At 65.3% G+C, this 18,185-nt stretch carries 19 protein-coding genes; 8 read left to right on the forward strand and 11 right to left on the reverse strand.

Annotated elements, in window-relative coordinates; all coding sequences use genetic code 11:
- Positions 1-26 precede the first annotated feature (26 nt).
- From FNV92_RS09920 to FNV92_RS09970, 11 genes are all read right to left on the reverse strand, one after another.
- Complete coding sequence (locus FNV92_RS09920) at positions 27-743, reverse strand: GntR family transcriptional regulator (RefSeq protein WP_015684530.1); 717 nt, start codon at positions 741-743, stop codon at positions 27-29.
- A gap of 23 nt (positions 744-766) precedes the next feature.
- A complete protein-coding gene (locus tag FNV92_RS09925; RefSeq protein ID WP_143841131.1) occupies positions 767-1,507 on the reverse strand; it encodes an SDR family oxidoreductase in 741 nt (246 codons plus the stop codon).
- Positions 1,508-1,531: 24 nt separating this feature from the next.
- A complete protein-coding gene (locus FNV92_RS09930) occupies positions 1,532-2,302 on the reverse strand; it encodes an SDR family oxidoreductase (protein WP_143846047.1) in 771 nt (256 codons plus the stop codon).
- Between the two features lie 15 nt (positions 2,303-2,317).
- Positions 2,318-2,698 carry a carboxymuconolactone decarboxylase family protein gene (locus tag FNV92_RS09935; RefSeq protein WP_143841130.1) on the reverse strand — a complete coding sequence of 127 codons (381 nt, stop codon included), beginning with the start codon at positions 2,696-2,698 and terminating at the stop codon, positions 2,318-2,320.
- Between the two features lie 18 nt (positions 2,699-2,716).
- Complete coding sequence (locus FNV92_RS09940; RefSeq protein ID WP_015684534.1) at positions 2,717-3,955, reverse strand: ABC transporter substrate-binding protein; 1,239 nt, start codon at positions 3,953-3,955, stop codon at positions 2,717-2,719.
- Positions 3,956-3,988: 33 nt separating this feature from the next.
- Positions 3,989-5,239: an ABC transporter substrate-binding protein gene (locus tag FNV92_RS09945; RefSeq protein WP_015684535.1), complete on the reverse strand. Its 1,251-nt coding sequence runs from the start codon at positions 5,237-5,239 to the stop codon at positions 3,989-3,991.
- Between the two features lie 32 nt (positions 5,240-5,271).
- The gene (locus FNV92_RS09950; protein WP_143841129.1) at positions 5,272-5,979 is read right to left on the reverse strand and encodes an ABC transporter ATP-binding protein; all 708 of its coding nucleotides are present in this window, start codon (positions 5,977-5,979) and stop codon (positions 5,272-5,274) included.
- On the reverse strand, positions 5,966-7,738 hold the full coding sequence (locus FNV92_RS09955) for a branched-chain amino acid ABC transporter ATP-binding protein/permease (protein ID WP_186355494.1): 1,773 nt from the start codon (positions 7,736-7,738) through the stop codon (positions 5,966-5,968). Before FNV92_RS09955 ends, FNV92_RS09950 begins: the two co-directional genes overlap by 14 nt.
- A gap of 2 nt (positions 7,739-7,740) precedes the next feature.
- Complete coding sequence (locus FNV92_RS09960; protein ID WP_143841127.1) at positions 7,741-8,676, reverse strand: branched-chain amino acid ABC transporter permease; 936 nt, start codon at positions 8,674-8,676, stop codon at positions 7,741-7,743.
- Positions 8,677-8,789: 113 nt separating this feature from the next.
- The gene (locus tag FNV92_RS09965) at positions 8,790-10,184 is read right to left on the reverse strand and encodes an MmgE/PrpD family protein (protein WP_143841126.1); all 1,395 of its coding nucleotides are present in this window, start codon (positions 10,182-10,184) and stop codon (positions 8,790-8,792) included.
- 30 nt (positions 10,185-10,214) lie between these two features.
- Positions 10,215-11,108 carry an NAD(P)-dependent oxidoreductase gene (locus tag FNV92_RS09970; protein WP_143841125.1) on the reverse strand — a complete coding sequence of 298 codons (894 nt, stop codon included), beginning with the start codon at positions 11,106-11,108 and terminating at the stop codon, positions 10,215-10,217.
- 278 nt (positions 11,109-11,386) lie between these two features.
- On the opposite strand from FNV92_RS09970, the gene FNV92_RS09975 reads away from it, so the two are divergent.
- The 8 genes from FNV92_RS09975 to FNV92_RS10010 all read left to right on the forward strand — a co-directional run bounded on the left by FNV92_RS09975 (position 11,387) and on the right by FNV92_RS10010 (position 18,183).
- Positions 11,387-12,739, forward strand: a complete 1,353-nt coding sequence (locus FNV92_RS09975) for an MmgE/PrpD family protein (RefSeq protein WP_244623732.1) — start codon at positions 11,387-11,389, stop codon at positions 12,737-12,739.
- A 28-nt stretch (positions 12,740-12,767) separates the two neighbouring features.
- Positions 12,768-13,157 (forward strand): carboxymuconolactone decarboxylase family protein, encoded by a 390-nt coding sequence (locus FNV92_RS09980; protein WP_008557256.1) that lies wholly within the window; start codon positions 12,768-12,770, stop codon positions 13,155-13,157.
- A gap of 9 nt (positions 13,158-13,166) precedes the next feature.
- Positions 13,167-13,976 (forward strand): N-acyl homoserine lactonase family protein, encoded by an 810-nt coding sequence (locus tag FNV92_RS09985; protein ID WP_143841123.1) that lies wholly within the window; start codon positions 13,167-13,169, stop codon positions 13,974-13,976.
- Positions 13,977-14,069: 93 nt separating this feature from the next.
- Positions 14,070-14,798, forward strand: a complete 729-nt coding sequence (locus FNV92_RS09990; protein WP_143841122.1) for a GntR family transcriptional regulator — start codon at positions 14,070-14,072, stop codon at positions 14,796-14,798.
- Positions 14,799-14,845: 47 nt separating this feature from the next.
- Positions 14,846-15,808: an ABC transporter substrate-binding protein gene (locus tag FNV92_RS09995; protein WP_143841121.1), complete on the forward strand. Its 963-nt coding sequence runs from the start codon at positions 14,846-14,848 to the stop codon at positions 15,806-15,808.
- Between the two features lie 5 nt (positions 15,809-15,813).
- Positions 15,814-16,569 (forward strand): ABC transporter permease, encoded by a 756-nt coding sequence (locus tag FNV92_RS10000; RefSeq protein WP_015684545.1) that lies wholly within the window; start codon positions 15,814-15,816, stop codon positions 16,567-16,569.
- A complete protein-coding gene (locus tag FNV92_RS10005; RefSeq protein WP_015684546.1) occupies positions 16,548-17,354 on the forward strand; it encodes an ABC transporter ATP-binding protein in 807 nt (268 codons plus the stop codon). Before FNV92_RS10000 ends, FNV92_RS10005 begins: the two co-directional genes overlap by 22 nt.
- Before the next feature lie 7 nt (positions 17,355-17,361).
- Positions 17,362-18,183, forward strand: coding sequence for an ABC transporter permease (locus tag FNV92_RS10010; RefSeq protein ID WP_015684547.1), 822 nt, complete (start codon positions 17,362-17,364; stop codon positions 18,181-18,183).
- Positions 18,184-18,185 lie beyond the last annotated feature (2 nt).

An 18,185-nucleotide genomic window follows, 5' to 3' on the forward strand; every position in this document is an offset into this window, starting at 1 on the left:
CGAACACTCCCTGGCGGCAGTTCTTGTTAGTCGTCGGTAGGCGCCGCCTCCTTGGCCGCCGACGATTTTTCGATCATGTCGAGCGCAGCCACCGCGGCCGCGTTGATGTGATCGACACAGCAACGTTCGGCGAGGTCTGCATCGCCGCTCTGGATCGCGCGCCAGATCGCGGTGACCTCACGCAAGCTCTTGTTGATCCGCTTCGGTTGCGACATCGACGTGATCCGCAACAGTTGAATCCGGTCGTGCAAAGGCCTCAGCATCCGCTCGATGAAGGCATTGCGGCAGCCGCCGATCAGCGCGCCGTAGAAATCGGTCTTGGCTTCGAGACACCCGACCAGGTCCTGCCTGGCCGCGGCAGCCTTCAGCCGGGTCAGGGCTTCCCCGATCCGGCGCGCCACCTCGGGGTCGTGGAGCCTGGCGCATTCGCGGCCGGCGAATCCTTCGAGGACCGCGCGCGCCGCGTAGAGCTGGCGAGCCTCCTCGAGGCTGATCGTGGAGACCACGGGGCCGCGATGCGGCACCATGTTGATCAGTCCGTCTGCCTCGAGGGCACGGAGCGCTTCGCGGATCGAGGGGCGGCTGACGCCCATCATCTCGCAAAGCTCGCGCTCGACCAGGCGCTGGCCCGGTTTCAGCGTTCCGGACATGATCGCCTCGCGCAGCTTTTGCGCGACCATCGCCCGGACGGTCGGGACGTCCTCGATGCGGAGCGTCGACTGCAATTCGCTACGTCTTTCCATGTCCGGATCCTGGTTGGGAAAAGTCAGTACCGGTTTACAGGTAGAATCATCATTTCGGCAATTTGAACGTGGGCGGGCTGGTCGAGGGCGAAGACGATCGACCGGGCAATATCGGCAGGTTCGAGCGCCAGCTTGAACTGGTCGAAATAGTCCCGTTCCTTCTGCTTGTCTCCGCGGTAGCGGGTCAGGATGATGTTGGTCCTGGTCAGGCCGGGCTGGAGCTCGGTGACCCGGATCGCGGTCTCCGCCAGTTCGCCCCGCAGGGTCTCGGTGAACATGTGCACGCCAGCCTTGCTGGTGCTGTAGGCGGCCATATCCGGGACAATGCGGACCGCGTTGATCGAGCTGATGTTGACGACATGGCCGACATTGCGCCGAACCATGTCGGGGAGGATCGCGCGGGTCACGCGCATCAGGCCGATCAGATTGGTCTGGATGATGTTGGACCAGTCGTCGGCCGAGCCGGCATCGAACCGCGTTCGCCCGCCGATGTCGTGGCCGGCGTTGTTGATCAGGATATCGACCGGCTTGAACTGGGCCGGAACGGCGTCCGGCAGGCGATCCACGGCCTTTGCGTCGCTGATGTCGAGCTGGATCGGAAACACGGCATTGCCTGCCGTCGCCGCCAGTTCCTGAAGCGCCTTGGCGTCGCGGTCGACCAGCACGACACGGCGGCCACTCTCCAGCAGCGCCTTGGTGATGGCGCGTCCCATGCCGCCGGCGGCACCCGTCAGCACGGCGGTCTGGCCCGATTGTTCAGTCATCGCAACACTCCCATTCCAATGCTCTCACGCGACCGACCAGCCGCCGTCGATCGGCAGGCTGGCCCCGGTGATGTCGTTTGCGGCCGTGCCGCAGAGAAAGACGACCATGGCGGCGACGGCATTCATCTCGATGAAGCGCTGTGTCGGCTGACGCTCGCCGAGATATTCGCGGGTCACGTCCTCGACAGCACGGCTGCTGTTCGTTGCCATGGTAGCGATCTTGTTGAGGATGGCGGGCGTCGGCAGCGTGCCGGGGCATAGCGTATTGCAGGTGATGCCGCTGCGCGCCGTCTCGATCGCCACCGCGCGGGTCATGCCCAGGATCGCCGTCTTGGTGGTGACGTAGTCGATGCGGTCCTCGACCGCGCGGCTCGAATAAATCGAGCCCATGTTGATGATCCGGCCCCAGCCGCGCTGCTTCATTGCCGGCAGCGCCAGGCGAATGAGGTGGAACGGCGCGGAGAGGTTTACGGCCAGCGCCTGCTCCCAGCGCTCGGGCGGAAACTGTTCGATCGCGGCGAAGTGCCTGACGACCGCGTTGTTGACGAGGATGTCGATGGCGCCGCAGCGATCGAGCAGGTCGGCCATCATGGCCTCGATCGCATCGCGCTGGGACAGATCGACGCCCGCGGTGATCACCTCGACGCCGAAGCGGGCGCGGAGATCATCCGCGGCCTGCTTCGGCGCAACGAGATCGTGAAGGACGATGCTGGCGCCCGCGCCGGCCAGCCCTTCAGCGACGGCAAAGCCAAGGCCCGCGGTCGCGCCGGTCACGAGTGCCCATTTGCCCTTCATCGCAGTCACGCGTCTTTACTTCTTGTCGAGCTCGGCGAAGACGTCCTTCGCGTTCCGGAACGCATCGACGCCGGCAGGTACGCCGCAATAGATCGCGACCTGCATGAAGACCTCGCGGATTTCCTCCTTGGTCGCGCCGTTGGCGAGCGCGCCGCGGACATGGGTCTTCAGCTCGTGCGGGCGATTGAGCGCACAGAGCATTGCCAGATTGAGGAAGCTGCGGGTCTTGCGCGTCAGGCCTTCGCGCCCCCAGACGTAACCCCAGCAATACTCGGTGGTGAGGTCCTGCATCGGACGATTGAAATCGTCCGCGGATGCGATCGCCTTGTCGACGAACTCGTTGCCGAGCACGCTCTTGCGGATTTCAAGACCGCGGTCGTAAGTCGCCTTGTCCATGTTATGCTCCGTTTCTTGTCAGTTTTTCGGCCAGAACGGCTTTGCCAGCGCGAGCTCGGGCGGGAACACCGTCACCGGCACGCCGGCCTGCCACTGCACGATGGTCATGCCGGCGCCGACGCGGCGGCCCTTCTCGTCGAACTTGATCTCGCCCAGCGGATAGTATTTCGAAGGGCCGCCATCCATGGTGCGCAGCGCCTCGCCGACGGCGACGCGGTCGGCCTTGCCGGCCTTCTCCAGCGCGTCCTTGATCACCCACATGTCGCCATAGGTGGAGATCGCGTTCTGCGTCATCCACGGCTCCTTGTAGCGGGTCTTCAATTCGGCGATCAGCGCCTCGTGGCCCTTGGCGCCCCAGCTGGCGACGCAGGTCAGCACGCCCTGGAGCAGTTCGGGGCTCACGGTCTGAAGCATGTCCGGCTCGGCGATCGCGATGCCGAAGGAGATGGTGGGCACCTTGCCCTGGCCGAGGCCGAACTCGTTCATCTTCTCGAGCAGCAGTTTTGCGTCGGAGATCACCGTCGGCAGGAAGAACAGCAGATCGGGCTTGGCCGAGCGGATCTTCTGCACCAGCGACGTCGCATCCGCCAGCGGCGGCGTGAATGTCTCGTCGACGACCAGCTGCAACTGGTTCTCCGCCAGCAGGCCTTCGCGCATGGCCTTGGCGGAGGCGATCGAGGCGCCGGTGTTGTCGGTCAGGATCGCGACCGTCTTCGGCCGCTTGCCCGAGGCCGTCTCTGCCAGCTTGATGAGCTGGGGCAATGCCTGCTTCGCCTGCGAGCCCGCGGTGGCCGCGGTCTGGAACACGTATTTGAATCCGCGCTCGGTGATGAGGTCGGAGTAGGAGAGGGTGAGCATTGGCAGGTTGGCGCGCTCGGTGACTTCAGTCACCGCGAGCGTGAACGAGGACAGATAAGCGCCGCTGGCGGCAACCAGATCGGTTTCCTGCGCGACCATGCGCTGTGCGGCGTTCTTGGCCTTCTCCGTAGTGTCGCCGGAATCCAGCACCACCAGCTTCAGCTTGGCGCCGCCGAGTGCCTTGATCCCGCCTTGCGCGTTGATGTGATCCACCGCCATTTCGGCGCCCTCGCGCATCACCGTTCCCGGGCGGGCGTAGAGCCCGGAGATCGGGACCAGCAGGCCGACCTTCACCTCGGCGGGCTGCTGCGCCCATGCGGCGCGGGATGCGATCAGCGTGCCGGAGGCGCCGGCCAGCAACGTTCGTCTTGAGATCGTAAACTTGTTCTTTGCAGTCATGACAATTCTCCTCCCTGAAAAGTCGCGCGGCGCTTACGGCTTCTTCGGCCAGAACGGTTCTGCCTGCGCGAGTTCGGGCGGATAAACGGTGACAGGCACGCCCGATTGCCATTGCACGATGACGACGCCGGCGCCGACGCGACGGCCCTTCTCGTCGAATTTGAGCTGACCGCCGGGATAGTATTTCGAATCTCCGGCATCCAGCGTCCGAAGCGCCTGCGCGACCGCATTGCGGTCGGCCTTGCCGGCCTTCTCCAGCGCTTCCTTCATCACCCACATGTCGCCATAGGTCGAGATGACGTTCTGCGTCGCCCAGGGCTCCTTGTACTTGGCCTTGAGCTCGGCGATCAGGGCCTCGTGGCCCTTCGCGCCCCAACTGGCGACGATGGTCATGATGCCCTGCACGATCTCGGGGCTCACGCTCTGGAGCATGTCGGGCTCCGCAATGGTGATGCTGAAGGACACGGTCGGGATCTTGCCCTGGCCGAGGCCGAACTCGCTGATCTTCTCCAGGCCGAGCTTGGCGTCCGACACTGCGTTGGGCATGAACAGCAGCAGGTCGGGCTTGGCGGAGCGCACCTTCTGGATCAGCGGCGTCGCATCCGACAGCGGCGGGGTCCAGACTTCCTCGACGACGAGCTGGAGACCTTCCTGCGCGAATAGCCTCTCCTTGAGCGCCTTGGCAGTGGCGACCGAGGTCGCGGTGTTGTCCATCAGCATCGCCACGGTCTTCGGCCGCTTGCCGGAGGCCTTTTCGGCGAGCTTCATCAGCGTCGGCAGACCAAGCTCGGACTGGCGGCTCGCGGTCGCGGCGGTCTGGAAGATGTATTTGAAACCTCGGTCGGTCAGCAGGTCCGAATAGGACAGCGTCAGCATCGGCAATTCGGCGCGTTCGGTCACCTCGGTGACCGCGAGCGTGAAGGATGAGAGATAGGAGCCGGTGGCGGCGACGAGATCGGGCTCCTGCGCCACCATGCGCTGCGCCGCGTTCTTGGCCTTCTCGGTGGTGTCGCCGCAGTCGATCACCACCAGCTTCAGCTTGGCGCCGCCGAGCGCCTTGATGCCGCCCTGTGCGTTGATGTGCTCGATGCCCATCTCGGCGCCCATCTTCATGACCTGGCCGGGGCGCGTGTAGATGCCCGACAGCGGCACGATCAGTCCGACCTTTACCTCGGCCGGTGTCTGCGCGCGTGCCACGCCGGCAAGGCCGACGGCAGCTGCGCCGGACAGCACGGTACGGCGCGTCAGTCCGTTCGATATCCTGCCCTTCGATGTCTTGTTCATTTTGTTGTCTCCCTGGTCTTTGTTTTTATTGGTCACATGCCGAGATAGGCTTTGCGCACCCGGTCGTCGGCGCGCAGCGTGTCGTTGTTGCCTTCGAGCACGACATGTCCGGCTTCGAGGACATAACCGTGATCGGCGGACTCCAGCGCTTCCGCCACGCGCTGCTCGACCAGCAGCATGGTCAGGCCGGACTGCCGCCGGATGTCGATCAGCCGCTCGAAGATGAAATCCGCGGTCGACGGCGCGAGGCCCATCGACGGCTCGTCCAGCATCAGGAGCTTTGGCGAGGAGGCGAGGCCGCGGCCGATCGCGAGCATCTGCTGCTGGCCGCCGGACATGGTGCCGGCGAACTGGTTGCGGCGCTCCTTTAGCACCGGCAGCCATTCGAAGATGCGTTCGATATTGGCTTGCCAGTCGCGCCGGCCGCTCTCGGTCATCGCGCCCATTTCCAGGTTCTCCATCACGGTCAGCGACGGGAAGACCTGGCGTCCTTCCGGGACATGGGCGATGCCGAGATGGGCACGTTGCGGCGGCGGCACCGCGAGAAGGTCGACGCCGTCGAACGTGATTCTCCCGCCGCTCGGCTTCACGATGCCGGAGATCGTCTTGAACAGCGTGGTCTTACCGGCGCCGTTGGGGCCGACGATCGCGACGAACTGGCCTGCGCCGACGTTGATCGACACGTCGTTCAGGACGGGCTTTGCGGAGTAGCCCGCGCGCAATCCCTCAATGCGGAGCATGGGCCACCCACTTCTTGCCGAGATAGGCTTCGATCACGCGGCTGTCATGCGTCACCACTTCCGGAAGCCCCTCGGTGATGACGGCGCCGTGGTCGAGCACGAGGAAACTGTCGACCAGACGAACCATCGCCTGCATCGTGTGTTCGATGATGGCAATGGTCATTCCGTCGCGCGCCAACTGCTGGATCACGGCGACGACCTCGTCCGCCTCGCCGTGGCCGAGGCCCGCCAGTGTCTCGTCGAGCAGCAGGATGCTTGGCTGGCCGGCGATGGCGCGCGCCAGCTCCATCAGTCGCAGCTCCTTGGTCGAGAGCTCGCCGGCGACACGGTCGGCGACGGCGGAGAGCCCGACCCGGGCGACCGCGTCGGCGGCAAGCTTGCGGGCCTCCGCGTCGGTGCGGGCGCGGACATAGGCGCCGACCACGACGTTGTCGAGGATCGACATGCGCAGGAACGGCCGCATCACCTGGAAGGTGCGGCCGATGCCGGCCTCGCAGATCACGTGCGGCCGCTGGCCGGACATGTTGCGGCCGTCGATCAGCACCTCACCCTGGCTCGGCTTCAGAAAGCCGTTGAGGAGATTGAACAGCGTGGTCTTGCCCGCGCCGTTGGGTCCGATGATGCCGAGGATCTCGTTCTTGTGCAGCTTGAAGCTGACGTCCTGCACGGCCTTGAGGCCGCCGAAGGAGCGCGAGAGATTGCGGACCTCCAGAACCACTTCACCGGTCGCGGCGCGCTGCCGTGCGTCCGGCTTGAGGGGGGTGACGCTGACTGCGATCGTTTCCGGAGTGGCGCCGGTCGTCGCTGTGGACGCATTACGCTTGCGCAGGAGATCGCGCAGTTTCCAGAACAAGCCTTCCGGAGCGACCAGGATGACGCAAACGATGGCAAAGCCGAAGATCACGCCCTGGATGCCGGGGATGCGCGCGCCGGCCTCGGCGTGCAGGATTTCGGCGAGCGGGATCAGGATCACCGAGCCGATGACCGGCCCCCAGACCGTGCCGACGCCGCCGAACATCGCGACCGTGAGCGCCTGCGCCGACACCAGCATGCCGAACACGGATGCCGGGGTGACGACCAGCAGCACCTGCGCGTAGAACCCGCCGATGGCAGCGGCGATTGCGCCGCTCAGAATGATCGCGCGCAGCTTCCAGGCCAGGGTGTTGATCCCTGCCGCTTCGGCCGCGGCCTCGTTCTGCTTGATTGCGAGCAGCGCCATGCCGAAGCGTGAGCGTTCGATGATCTGCGTCAGCACGATCGTGGCCAGCATGATGGCGAGCCCCAGCAGCGTGTAGATGTGCGGATCGCTGAACTGCATGTAGGCGATCGGCGCGTCGCGCTTGATCGGAAGCGTCACCTCCTGGAAGCCGAGCCACTCGAACACGTAGAGAATGGCGAGCGGGTAGGCGAGCATGGCCAGCGCGAAGTAGTGCCCCTGCAGGCGGAAGGTCGGAAAGCCGATCAGGAGCCCGGCGATGCCGCCGAGCATGGCGGCAACCGGGATCAGCAGCCACGGCGAGATGTCGAAATAGATCTGCCCGAGCGCGGTCGCATAGGCGCCGATCCCGAAGAAAGCCGCATGGCCGAACGAGATCAGCCCAGTGTAGCCGCTGAGCAGATTCCAGGACAGCCCGAACACCGCCCACACCGGCACCAGCGTCAGGATGAGCTGGTAGTAGGAGTTGGTGACACCGAGCGAGATCCCGGCATAGGCGAGCGTGAAGAGCAGGGGAGGCAGGAACGAACGCATCCGGAGCATGGTCACGTCCTCTCGACCATGCGCCCGAAGAAACCTTGCGGGCGGAAGAAGATGATGAGGAGGAAAACGGCGAAGATCGCGGCGTTCTGCAACTGCGTCGGCAGGATCAGCGTCGACATCTGCTGGACGAGGCCGATCGTCATGCCGCCCCAGAACGCGCCGATGATGCTGCCCATGCCACCGAGCACGACGCCGGCATACATCACGATGACGTATTCGAGCCCCACGAAGGGATGGAACGGATAGTTGGTGGCAAGCAGGCCGCCGGCAATCGCGGTGATGCCGCAGCCGAGCGCGAAGGCGGTGCGGTGCGCGCGGTCGACGTCGATGCCCATATAGGTCGCGGCGGTCGGATTGTCCGCCGCAGCGCGCAGCGACTTGCCGATCCGCGTGCGCGTGATCAGGAGCGAAAGCAGAACCATGATCGCGAGCGACACGATCACGTCGATGCTGCGCGCCTTGTTGAGGAAGATGCTGATGTCGAGAAAGGGAACGAGCTCCCACGCCGAGCTCGACAGCGGCGTGCGGATCGAGGCCAGCACCGATCCGAACACGATGAGGCCGCCATTCTGCAGGATCAGCGCGATGCCGAGCGTCAGGATGAGCTGGGCGTAGTGACCGTCGCCTTCCAGCGCGGCGGTGCGCGTGCCCGAGACGCGCGAGATCAGCGCCAGGTGGACGAAATAGCCGAACACGGCGAGCACGGGGCCGGCGAGCAGGATGGCCACGAACGGGCCCACCGTGTTGCCGAACAGGGTCTGGATGCCGGCGGCGGTGAAGAGATAGAAGGCGGCATACATGCCGAGCATCATGAAATCGCCGTGCGCGAAGTTGATGACGCGCATGACGCCGAAGATCAGGCCGAGCCCGACGCACATGAGGCCGTAGACGGCGCCGATCAGCAGGCCCGCGGCGAGCGCTTGCAGAAATCCTTCCATCAGCCCCGCCTCCACGCGGTGGTCGCGCCGGTTTGCCGGCGATCGCCGGCTGCTGACGATGCTAGACTGGTCTCGAAGTCGACCATGTTTCCCCCGTTACTCTCCGGCACTTCTTATGATGCCGATCGTAAAACCCGTTCCGGTACGTCCAGACGGCATTGTGCTGCGATCACGCCGGCGTCGCCGAGCTGTTCGCAATCGTCGATGAGTTGCTCGAGCCGATGCGCGCGGTCCTCGCCGAGGGCTTTCGCTGCGGCAGCGCGAAAGCGCGCGCGAATATCCGCCGGCGTTGCGGCGATGACATCGGGCAAGGCATGCCGGATCGTCCGGCCGCCGCGCAGATGCACGGTCACTTCCGCGCCCTGCCTGCCCGGGAAGGCGGCGGTGAAGCCGGCGTCTGCCTTGAGATCGGTGACCGAAACCAGGCGGAGGATGTCGGCATCATCCAGTCCGGCATAGTTCTCTTCCGCGATCTCGCCCCGCGCCAGCGTCGCCGCGACGCTGAAGGGAATGCTCATCTTGGCCTGGAGCGCGTTGCGGTAGGGCCCCATGGAGTCGCAGCCGGGATAGCGAACGGCAGCATCAGGCGCGCGAATGTCGACGCGGTCGATCTCCTCGGCGCCGGCAAGCTCGTGCGAGACGCGGAGCGCCGCCTGAGCGGCGGTCTGCGCGAAATTACAGGCCGGGACCGGCTTGTTGTAGACGGCCATGATCTCGCTCTCTCCGTCGGGGAAGAGCGTGATGCTGTCGGGCGCGGCTTGGCGGCGGTAGGCGGCGAACAGGCCGGCTTCGCCTTCGATGATCGTTTCCGAGCCGAAGGCGCCGGCTGCGGCAAGGCCGATGGCCTTGATCGCGTTGCTGGCCGCAAAGCCCGGATGGAAATACATATCGGAGCCGCCGGCATGCGGCCATTCGTTCAGACCGCTGGACGTGTTGGCCGCGATGGCGATGGCACTGGTTGCTTGGTCCTCGGAAAGGCCGAGCGCAAAACTTCCCGCCAGCGCCGCGCCCAGCGGCGCCACCAGGCCGGTCGGACGATAAAGCCGCGCGAGATCGGAGGTCAGGAGCGCGCGGCCGATCCGCGCGCCGGTCTCATAGCCGATGATGGCGGCAGCCAGCAGCTTCGTTCCGTGCAGCGGCGTCTGCCCCGACAGCGCGAGCAGCGTCGGCCAGATCACGACGCCATGATGCGCGATGCTGGCGGCATGCATGTCTTCCCGCACCAGGCCGTGTCCCATCACGGCATTGGCGAAGGCGGCGTCGGCCGCTGAGGAGTGCTGCGAAGTCCCGATGATTGAGATGCCGCCGCCGGCCTGTGCGATCGCGACCGCCTGACGGCTCCACGGGTGATGGCCAGCCTCGAAGGCGCAGGACAGGAAGTCGAGCAGGCAGAGCTTTGCTTTCGCGACGACCTCCGGCCCGAAATCTCCGAGATCGCGTGCAAGCACGCTCCGCGCCATCTGGCGCGCAAGCGATACCTTGCCTGATCCGGTCGGGTCGATCGTCATCGCAATCGCTCTCCCTGAACGTTGGTGCGCTTAGCCGCGCATCTCGACGCCGGCCCACTCCTCGAGCACCTTGGCGATCGAGGTGAAGTCGGACGCCGCACCGTATTTGGCATTGGTGATCGCGAGCATCTGCCGCACCACCGCGCCGCAGACCATCGGCACGCCCATGGCTTCGGCCTCGTCCACGCAGAGCCGGACATCCTTGTAGGACAGGCCGGTGGTGAAGCCGAAATCGAAGGTCCCGGGCAGCACCGCGCGGGGAAACTTGTCTTCCGAGGCGCTGTTGCGGCCGCTGCTGGCGTTGATGATGTCGATCAGCACCTTTGCGTTGACGCCGCCCTTGACACCCATCGCGACCGCCTCCGACGTGATGACGAGCGCTGCGGCCGCCATCAGATTGTTGGCGAGCTTGGCGGTCTGCGCCACGCCGGGCTTGTCGCCGGTGTAGAACAGCTTGCCGAAATTCTTCAGGATCGGTTGCACGGTCTCGTAGGTCGCCTGCGGGCACGACACCATCACGGCCAGCGTGCCGTTGATGGCGCCCTTGATGCCGCCGCTCACGGGCGCATCGACCAGCGTCATGCCTTTGGCTTTCAGGCCTTCCGCGACGAACTTCGCAGCGCCCGGACCCGAGGTCGACAGATCGATCACGATCTTGGCGCGGGTGCCGCTGCTGATGCCGTCCTGGCCGAGCGTGACGGCCTTGACGATGTCGGGAGTCGGCAGGCTGGCGAGCACGATATCGGCGCGCGAGGCGACGTCGGCCGGCGACTTGCCGAGCTGAGCGCCGCGCTTGACCAGCGCCTCGGCCGCTTCAGCCTGCGTGTCATAGACGACGAGCGAATAGCCCGCGTCGATCAATCGCCCCGCCATGGGGCCGCCCATGCGACCCGTGCCGATTACGCCGAGAATCTCTCCCGCCATCGTCTACTCCCTGTTGCGCGATCCCGTGCTGGGCGCGCCTTCTTGATCTTGTGGTCGATATCGTCTGGTCGAACGTTTTCGCCGGCCGACCTCATCGGCCGCCGTCGTCGCCGCCGCGGGGTCCGCGCCAACGGGCCGGATTGTTATGATTGTCAGACAAGCTGTCAAGCATAACATTTGGGGTCGACAGTTTGCCGCGGATCGGCATAAGGTCCGGGAAAACGAGGAAGACGCCCCGCGTGCCGCAAGACCAGGTTCGACAAGCCCCGATTCCAGGCGTGAGCAGGACGCTCGCCGAGTTCGTCGCGGCATCGTCATGGGCGGACGTCGCGGCGCAGAGCCTCGAGGCGCGGCGATCCATCCTCAATTTCTTTGCGACCGCGCTCGGCTCCGCGCGCGATCCCGTGGTCATGGCTGCGATGCGGACGCTGTCGCCGTTCAGCGGGGCCGCGACATCCACGGTGATCGGTCATTCGCAGCCGATGGACGCGTTGTGCGCCTCGTTTCTCAATGCCGTCTCGGCGAATCTGCTCGATTTCGACGACACCCATCCCGAGACCATCATTCATCCGGCTGCACCGGTGGCGGCGCCGATATTGGCGCTCGCGGAGAGGGGCAAGCTGTCCGGGCGCGAGGTGCTGACGGCCTTCACCCTCGGCGTGGACGTCGAGTGTCGCATCGGCAATTCAGTCTCGCCGCGCCATTACGCGCGCGGCTGGCACATCACCTCGACCTGCGGAATTTTCGGCGCGGCGGCGGCGTGCGCGAAATTGCTGGGGCTGCCGGCGGACGGGATTGCGAACGCGATCGGTCTTGCGGCGAGCCAGTCGGCCGGCAATGTCGAGAACCTGCCGAGCGCCGCCAAGAATGTCAGCGTCGGCAACGCGGCGCGCAACGGCTTGTTCGCGGCGCTGCTGTCGCAGCAGGGTTACGAGGCCGCGCCGCGTGCCATCGAAGGTCCGCTCGGCTGGGCCCACACCATGGGAGACGAGCCAGATCTCGCCCGTCTCCTCGACGGCCTCGGCAGGACCTGGGAGATCGCGAAGAACACCTACAAGCCCTATCCCGCCGGCATCGTGTTCCATTCGGTCATCGACGCCTGCCTTATGCTGCGCGAACGCATCGGCCGGCAGGTCGATCAGATCGAATCGGTGACGGTGCAGGGCTCGGCGCTGCTGCTGGCGCGCGGCGATCGTCCGGTCAACAACGAGCGCGATGCGCGCGTCAGCATCCATCACTGCGTGGCCTGCGGGCTGTTGCTGGGTGCAGCCGGCGTGCCTGAATTCTCGCATGAGACCGTGGTCCGGCCCGATATCGCGCAGCTGCGGCAGAAGGTGAGGGCGGAGCTCGATGCTCAGATGCCCGACGGCGCTGCGTGCGTCATTTTGCGTCTGTCGTCCGGTGAAATTCTCACCGAGACCGTCGTCTCGCCGCGCGGCAGCCAGGCTGCCCCGCTCGGAGATCGCGACCTTGAAGCCAAGCTGCGCGAGGGCGTGCGAACCGGTCGAAGCGACTGGGATGCGGACCGGGTCATCGATGCAGTCTGGCGGCTCGACGCGGCCGATGACGTCGGCAATCTCCTGAAATCGTTGCGCCCGCCACCGGCGACGAGCCTCACTTCTTCCAACTAGACTCTCTCAAGACTTGAAAGGGACGATCATGAGCAAGACCGAACTGTTCGAAAAGGGCCTCAAGGTTCGCAAAGAGGTGCTCGGCGAAGACTATGTCAACAAGTCCATTGCCGGCGCCGACGAGTTCACGCGCACGATGGCGGAGTGGTCCACCGAGTTCTGCTGGGGCGCGCTGTGGACGCGGCCCGGCGTCGACCGGCGCACGCGTTCGATCGTCAACCTGGCGATGCTCGGCGCGCTGAACCGTCCGCACGAGCTGAAGCTGCACGTGAAGGGTGCCCTGAAGAACGGGCTGACCAAGGAGGAGATCAAGGAGATCCTGCTCCAGGTCGCGGTCTATTGCGGCGTACCCGCCGGCATCGATGCCTTCCGCAACGCGCGCGAGGCGTTCAACGAGGTCGATGCGGCAGGCTCCTGAGCGCGACCCATGGCTGACCCGGACTACGAGCTCTTCGCCATCCGCTACGCCACGCGTGATGCGCAGCGGAGCGAGCACTTCATCGGCGGCGACCCGCATGACGGGCCGATGCCGATGGACTATTTCATGTGGCTGGCGCGGGGCGGCGGCCGCACCTTCGTCATCGACACCGGGTTCAACGCCGAAATCGCACGGCAGCGCAGGCGAACTTTCCTGCGCTGCCCGGTGGAGACGCTTGCCGCGTTCGATGTCGACATCGCCGACGTCAAGGACGTGATCCTCACGCATCTGCATTATGACCACGCCGGCAATTTCGACCGGTTTCCGAGCGCGCGGTTTCATCTCCAGGAGCGCGAGCTCGCCTATGCCACCGGGCGCTATATGCACTATCTGCGATTGTCGCATTCCTTCGAGGTCGAGGACGTCTGCGGGATCGTGCGGCTGAACTATGCGCGCCGGGTGCTGTTCTACGATGGCGATGCCGAGATCGCCCCTGGATTGACGGTGCACGCGGCCGGCGGGCATTCCGCCGGCCTTCAGTTCGTGCGCGTCAACACGCGGCGCGGTCCGGTCGTGCTCGCGTCCGACGTCAGTCATTTCTACGAGAACATGACGAGCGAGCGTCCGTTCACGACGGCGTTTCATGTCGGCGACATGCTGGTCGGGTTCGACAAGCTGCGTGCTGCGGCGCCGGACGAGGATCACATCGTTCCCGGCCACGATCCGTTGGTGATGAAACGTTATCCGGCGCCGAGCCCGAACCTGGATGGCGTTGCCGTACGCCTCGACGTCCCGCCGTCCGGCGCTGCTCATTCGTAGGACGCTGAGAAGGACGCAGCGTAACCTAGACTAGAAAAAATCGATTTTCGATTTTCTATTGACCGCTGTGCCCTCCCTTGCAATCATCTGACCATGGGTCCGCTTCAGTTCCAGTTGTCCGGAGGCCCCGGGGATGGTCCGCGCAGCCTGACGTCGGCGCTGCATGAGCGCCTCCGTGCCGATATTCTGGCGACGCGGCTGCTGCCGGGTCAGAAGCTGCATATCGCGGGCCTCGCCAAACAGTTCTCGGTAAGCCTTGCAGCCGTGCGCGAGGCGCTGTCGCGGCTGGTTGCCGACGGCCTCGTGCAGGCGTCCGACCAGCGTGGCTTCCGGGTGAGCCCCGTTTCGCTGGCCGATCTTGCCGACGTGACGCAGACGCGGATCGACATCGAGGGCCTTGCGCTCCGCCGGTCGATCGAGCGGGGTGACGATGCTTGGCTTGCGTCGGTGAAATCCGCCTGGACGGACCTGAAGGCCGTTCCCTATCGCTATCCCGACGATCCCACCGTGCATTACGAGGAATGGGTGGTCCGACATCGCATTTTCCATCGTGCGCTGGTCAACGCCTGCGGTTCGCCATGGCTGCTCGGCTTCCGCGACGTGCTGCATGAGCAGAGCGAGCGGTATCGCAGGCTCTCGATCCGCCGCGAGGTCGGCGGCAAGCCGCGCGATGTCGAGGCCGAACACAAGGCCATCGTCGCCGCCGTGATCAAGCGCGATACGGATGCGGCAGTTCGCGCCTTGTCAAAGCACTTCGGTATCACCAAAGAGTTCGTCGAGCTCGCCGCCTCTCGCATCGCGGAGGTGAGCCGCGCGACCTGACGATCCCAAGAAATTCGGCACAAAAAAAGAAAGACCGGGAGGAAACCATGAAGATCAATCGCCGTCACGCGTTCATGACGTTCGTTGCCGCCGCTATTCTTGCGGGCCCTGCGAGCGCCGCCGACACCATCCGCGTCGGGCTGCCCACGAAGACCTATTGGCCAACGACCATCGCCGAGACGGCGGTGCGGCAGAAACTGTTCGAGAAGGAAGGCATCCAGGCCGAGCTGACGATCTACCGCAGCGGCGCCGAGACGTTCGAAGGCATGGCGGCGGGCGCGGCCGACATCATCCTCGATCCGCCGTCGCTGGTCTCCGCCGGACGCAAGAAGGGTGTGATGTCGCGGATCGTGGCCAATGCCGCGATGGGCAATTTCGGCTGGCAGTTGATGGTCCCGACCAAGTCGACGCTCGAGGTCAAGGACCTCAACGGCAAGAAGGTCGCGATCACCGCAGCCGGCTCCGGCTCGGACCTGCTCGCGCTGTGGACCATCCAGGACAAGAAGATCGACTTCACCCGCGTCCCCGTCGGCGGCGGCGGCCTGGTGCCCAACCTGCTGGCCGGTAACGTCGAGGCAGCCGTGGTCTATTCGCCGCTGAGCTTCCAGATCGCGAAGTCCGGCGAGGCCAAGACCATCCTCGATTACGCGACCGCGGTTCCGCCGAACCTGACCGCGGGCTGGATCGTGCTCGATAAATTCGCCGACGCCAAGCCGCAACTGGTGCAGAAGGCGGTGAATGCCCTCTATGGCGCGGTCGCGTTCATGCGCGCCAACCGTGACGCCACAGTCAAGCTGATCGCCGAAATCTACGAGATGCCGCCTGAGATCGCCGCCCTCGAATACGACAACACCATCATGAAGCTCGAAACCAGCGGCGACATGGGTGCGCCCAACGTGAACGCCGCGGTGCAGCTTTCGCTCGACCTCGCCAAGCTCGGCGGACTCAAGGACATCGTGCCGGTCGAGGATGTGATCTCGGCGAAGTTCAAGCCGGTCCCGACCAAGTAGCTGCGATGCAGAGCTCGCTCCTCATCAACCTTGCGCGGATCGCGATCATCATCGCGGTCCTGGCGCTGTGGGAAGTGTTGTCGCGTACCGGCATCGTCAATCCGCGCCTCCTGCCGTCGGCGTCCGATACGTTTGCGACGCTCGGCGACCTCTTGCAGCGCGCGGCCGTGCGGAAGGACCTGATGGTGACGGCGACCGAGGTGCTGGCCGCGTTCGCGCTGGCGGTGCCCTTCGGCGCGGTGATCGGCTTCCTGGTCGCGGAGAACCGCTACTTCGCGGATGTCGCCAAGCCGCTGCTGTTCTTCGCCTTCAGCATCCCGAAATCGATCTTCCTGCCGATGTTCATCCTGGTGTTCGGCGTCGGCTTCGCCCAGAAGGTTGGCTTCGGCTTCTTCTCGACGATCTTCATCGTGATCATGTCGACCACCACGGCGGTGGAATCGGTCAAGGTCGAGCATCTGACGGTGGCGCGCTCCTATGGCGCAACGCCATGGCAGACCGCGTTCCGGGTCTATCTGCCGAGCATGCTGCCGGTGCTGCTCGAGGCCTTGCGGATCTCCATGATCTTCAACCTCACCGGCGTGATCCTCGCCGAGATGTACGCCTCGCGCGACGGCATCGGCCACCAGATCGCGACCTGGGGCGAGAATTTCCAGATGAAGCAGCTTCTCGCCGGCGTCGTGATGGTTGCGGCGATCGCCATGACCTTCAACGAACTTGTCAGATGGGTGGAAACGCGATGCAGCCATTGGCGAACGTGACCCCGCTAAAGCCTCCCGCGCGCGCCGGCGCGATCGAGGTGAAGAATGTCGGCCAGGTCTTCAAGACCAGGTCGCAGGACGTCGTCGCGCTGGAGGACGTCTCGCTGGAGGTCAAACCCGGCCGCTTCGTCGTGTTGGTCGGCCCGAGCGGCTGCGGCAAGTCGACCCTTCTGATGATGATGGCGGGGCTGCGCCAGCAGACCTCGGGCACCATCACCATCAGCGGCGCGCCGATCCTGCAGCCCGATCCTGACAGGGTCGGCGTCGTGTTCCAGGAAGCCAGCCTGTTTCCGTGGCTGACGGCCGAGGACAATGTCGAGTTCCCGCTGGCGCTGCGCGGTGTGCCGAAGGCGGAGCGGCGGGCCAAGGCGCAGGATGCGCTGAAGCTGGTCGGCCTTGACGGCTTCGGCAGGCGCCATCCGCATGAGCTGTCAGGCGGCATGAAGCAGCGCGTCTCCATCGCGCGCGGACTGGTGCAGGACCCGCCGGTGCTGCTGATGGACGAACCGTTCGCCGCGCTCGACGAGCAGACGCGCATGACCATGGGCGACGAGCTGCTGCGGATTTGGGCTGCGACCGGCAAGACCGTCGTGTTCGTCACGCACAGCCTCACCGAAGCGGTCTATCTCGCCGACGAGGTCATCGTGATGTCGGCGCGGCCCGGCCGCATCGTCGATCATCTCCAGGTCCAGCTGCCGCGGCCCCGCACCTACGAGATGCTGAGCGGCGATGCCTTCGGGAGCCTGCGCGACCGCATCTGGCGGCACATCCGCAAAACGGCATGAGGCGGAGATGAGCGCAAGGACGAGTACCAGGATCAGTGCGAAGACCCTGCGATATCTGATCGTGGTCGGCCTGATCGCGCTGTGGGAGCTGTTGCCGCGCACCGGTCTCATTCCCGAACTGTTCCTGCCGTCGCTGTCGTCAACACTGATCGCCGGATGGACCGACGCCGCCGAATACGGTCACGCGCTCGCGGTGACGCTGTACGAGGTGGTGGTCTCCATGGCGTTCGCCTGCGGCGGCGGCATCCTGTTCGGCGCCATCGTCGGCAGCCTGCCGCGCCCGCGCGTCCTGATCATGCCGATGGTATCGAGCCTCTATGCTGTGCCGCTGGTGATCCTCTATCCCGTCTTCACGGTGTGGCTCGGCATCGGCTCGGAATCCAAGATCGCGTTTGCCTCGATCTACGGCTTCCTGCCGACCATGCTCGCCACCGCCGCCGGCATCCAGACCATCGACCCGCAGCTCCTGCTCGCCGCGCGCAGCATGGGCGCCACGCTGAGCCAGCGGCTGGTCCGCGTCATCATCCCCGCGGCGATCCCGACGGTGCTGTCTGGCCTGCGCGTCGGCGGCGCGCTTGTCATCGTCGGCGTCGTCGTCTCGGAGATGCTGATCTCATCGGCCGGCATCGGCTATCTGATCTCGCGCTACCGTACCATCCTGGACAGTCCGCACGTGTTCGCGGGCGTGCTGCTCGTGCTGTTCCTCGCCATCGCCTTCAACGCGGCGATCCGGGGGATCGAGCGCAAGGCGGCGATCTGGCAGACCGGCACCCGCGCAGGCCAGGCCAATGACGAGATCGCGGTGAACGCGATGCAGCCGGCGACCTGAGG

Source organism: Bradyrhizobium cosmicum, assembly GCF_007290395.2.
Lineage (GTDB): Bacteria > Pseudomonadota > Alphaproteobacteria > Rhizobiales > Xanthobacteraceae > Bradyrhizobium > Bradyrhizobium cosmicum.